Annotated in this window: 2 protein-coding genes; both read left to right on the top strand. The window is 52.1% G+C overall.

Annotated elements, in window-relative coordinates; all coding sequences use genetic code 11:
• The first annotated feature begins 792 nt into the window (after window positions 1–792).
• On the top strand, window positions 793–2,694 hold the full coding sequence (locus tag Q0095_RS03840; protein WP_297881517.1) for an ATP-binding cassette domain-containing protein: 1,902 nt from the start codon (window positions 793–795) through the stop codon (window positions 2,692–2,694).
• Window positions 2,681–3,034, top strand: a complete 354-nt coding sequence (locus Q0095_RS03835; RefSeq protein ID WP_297881515.1) for a hypothetical protein — start codon at window positions 2,681–2,683, stop codon at window positions 3,032–3,034. Before Q0095_RS03840 ends, Q0095_RS03835 begins: the two co-directional genes overlap by 14 nt.
• Window positions 3,035–3,425 lie beyond the last annotated feature (391 nt).

Raw genomic sequence — 3,425 nt, 5'->3', positions numbered from 1 at the left:
TATTTCTAGCAGGCGTTTTGCGATAAACGAGCGGCAATTGAGTGCCGACTGCGGATAGCGGTAAAATTTCGCTACAAAACAAGCGACGCGATTAATGCCGATTGCGAGCGGCGTAAAATTTTGCCCAAAGGACGCGGTAGCTGAAGTCGGTACTATGCTAAGGAAAGCCTAGAATAGGTAAAATTTCGCCAAAATACATGGCAGCGATAAAATTTCGCCCCGAAAGGCGGGCGGCGATGAAATTTTACCTCAAAAGGCGCGGCGCAGATAAAGAGCTCGGCGATCATAGGTCGCCAGGTGTATGAAAAGTCGCTTTCATCTGTGTTTTGAAGCAAATTTATCGCGGATACTCACGAGCTGCTTCATGTTTTGAGACCGCCCCACTCATGCGCGTTGTGTGCGCATCGTTAGCGGCGCGGCTAGCCGATGCGATTGCGCGCGCTCAAGGCGGATCAGGCGTAGCGCGGAATATTCCGCGCGAGCCGTAAGCAATGCCGATCGTGCGGGCACGCAAAATTCGAGCGGGCGATTTGCAGGGCACCCCGGCGCGATAGGGCTTGGTTTCGCGCGCTTGCGGTAAGTTGCGTCGAATTTATGCGAGGTTTGGGCGAAATTGTTTGACGTGCGTCGCAAAATTTAAAGCGCGCGGCGGTTGTAAAATCAAGATGCCGTGGCTGTCACAAAACCAAGACGTCTCGGCGGCTGCAGAAGCGAGGCGTCGCGACAAAGAGCGCCTTTTCGGCGTGCGTAGGTCTCGTTCGTCGCGCCAAGCGACGGGGCGAGCAATAAAATTTGGAGCTAAGCTTGGATCTACTAAATATCGTAAATTTAAAGAAATTTTACCTGCGAGAGGATCGCAGCAAAAACGTCGTTTTTGAAAATTTTGATCTGCGAATTGGCGATGCACCTCGGCTCATCAGCCTCACGGGCCCCGACGGCGCGGGCAAATCCACGCTTTTAAAGCTCATCTGCGGCATCATCGCGCCCGATTGCGGCGAGATAAAATTTGCCGGCTTCATCCCTAGCGGCGAAAATAAAGAATTCGTCCGCGCAAACGGCTATATGTCGCAGAGCCTAGGGCTTTACGAGGAGCTTAGTGTCTGGCAAAATTTAAACATTTTCGCGGGCCTAAAAGGGCTCGATCTAAAAGACGGCGAGGAGTATCTGCGCGGGCTTTTGCGCCGCGTAGGGCTTTTGAGCTTTAAAGATTACGCCGTGGATTCGCTCTCCGGCGGGATGAAACAAAAGCTCGGCGTTGCCTGCGCGATTGCGGCTCGTCCGCGGCTTTTGGTGCTAGATGAGCCCACCGTCGGCGTCGATCCGCTCTCGCGCAGCGAGCTGTGGGCGATCGTGCGCGAGTATCTGGATCAAAGCGGCGCGAAATGCATATTTTCGACGGCGTATTTCGACGAGGCGGCGGATGCCGATCTGACGCTGATTTTGCTCGGCGGCAAGATCATAGCGCAAGATCCCGCCGCAAAGATCACCGCGGCGCTGCGGGACCGCACCTTTCGCATCGACGGCGAGGATTATCAGAGCCTGGCGCGCCGCTTGATGTTTAAGACGCAAAGATTTTTAAAAAACTCCCCGCTCATCGACATCTGCCCCAGAGACGGCAGCGTCGATCTGCTAAGCGAAGAGCCGATAAGCCTGCGCGATCTGCAGGAGTTTTTAAACGCAAGCCTAAGCGGCAGCGACGAAGACAGAGGCGGCGAAAGCACGGCGCGCGAAAACGGGCGCGGCGAAAATTTTAAAATTTCAAACGAAAACGAGGGCGTTAAATTTAACGAAAGCGGAAACGCTAAATTTAATGAAAACGAAAGCGCGAAATTTAAACTCAGCCCGCGCGAGGCGAGCCTGGAGGATGTGTATATTTTTTTAAATAAAGCAGAGATCGGCGCGGCAAACTTCGGCTACGAAAAAAGGAGCTTCGATGCGGCTCAAACCGTCATAAAAGTGCGCGACGTGAGTAAAAAATTCGGCTCATTCACCGCCGTAGAAAATACGAGTTTCGAGGTCAAAAAGGGCGAGATTTTCGGCCTTCTGGGTCCAAACGGCGCGGGCAAAACGACGACGTTTCGCATGATCTGCGCGCTTTTGGGGATGAGCGGAGGCGAGATCTCGGTCATGGGCGAGGATCTGCGCTACGCCAAATCATCGATCAGATCGCGCATCGGCTACGTCTCACAGAAATTTTCGCTTTATAAAAAGCTAAGCTGCTATCAAAATTTAGAGTATTTCGGCCGCAGCTACGGCATCGGTGGAGTAGCACTGAAACGGCGTATAGAGGAGCTTTTGAGCGAGTTTGGCTTGCAGCGGCTGCGAAACGAGACGTGGCAAAACCTGCCGTTCGGCGCGGGACGCAACCTCAGCATGGCATGCGCACTCATCCACCGCCCCGAGATTTTGTTTCTCGACGAGGCCACCAGCGGCGCCGATCCGCTCTCGCGCAGGCTCTTTTGGAACCGCATAAATGCGCTCGCGCGCACCGGCGTGAGCGTGGTCGTGACGACGCATTTTATGGAGGAGGCGGAGTATTGCGATCGGTTTTTGATCCAAGATCGCGGCAAAATCCTAGCGCTAGGTAGCCCCGATGAAGTCTGCGTGCAGCACGGGCGGCGGCTTAGCGTGCAGCAGGCCTTCATAAACGAGGTGCAAAAATTTAGAAGCGAGGCGGGCGATGAGGGCTTTTGATCTAAATTTTGCGCGAGCGGCGAGGATTTTTGAGTCGAATTTTATGCGGGCGGGGCGAAAACCAGCGTACCCGCGCGATAAAATTTTAAGCGGCGAAAGGGTTTTGCGGGGCGATGAAATTTTAGGCGGCGGCAGGATTTTGAGCGACTGGGCTTTGAACGTCGATGAAATTCTAAGCGGCGGCGAAATTTTAAGAGATTGCGAAATTTCAAGCGGCAGTGGAATTTTAAATTTGACGTCGCGCGGCGGGACACGGCGTGGACGCAATTTTGTACCAAGATCCACCCCATGTGATAATTTGACGCGTGTAAAGTCGTTCACTTCATTGATGGTCAATTAATACAGCGCATGCAAATTGAGTGGACGTGAGGGCGGAAGAAAGACATTATTACTCCACTGCGCGCATGCGAGTAGTTAAATCGTGGGTTGCTAGTAGTACTTCCATTGGTCTCCTTCGTATTTTGTGCCAATTTTTGACAGTAACATAATATTTACGCATTTGAGAAGTGTAGTACTTGAAATTTATGTTCCGCTAAACACATCGGGAGCCGTTTTGGGCCTCGAAACCAAAACCATCAATTAATGTTTACCTTGTTCCCATCACATTCGAAAGCCTGCTCACACCTACTAGTACGTACCAAACCTGAACGTGTTCCCACTATGCAGGTATTAGTACTAGTGCTAGTACTTAGGTTATAAAAAGGGGAACTAGTACCTAGCCGAAAATCACT

The sequence above is a fragment of the uncultured Campylobacter sp. genome (assembly GCF_938045535.1).
Taxonomy (GTDB): domain Bacteria; phylum Campylobacterota; class Campylobacteria; order Campylobacterales; family Campylobacteraceae; genus Campylobacter_B.
Note: the sequence above shows the minus strand (reverse complement) of the source record. Positions and strands in the feature narration are given on the sequence as shown.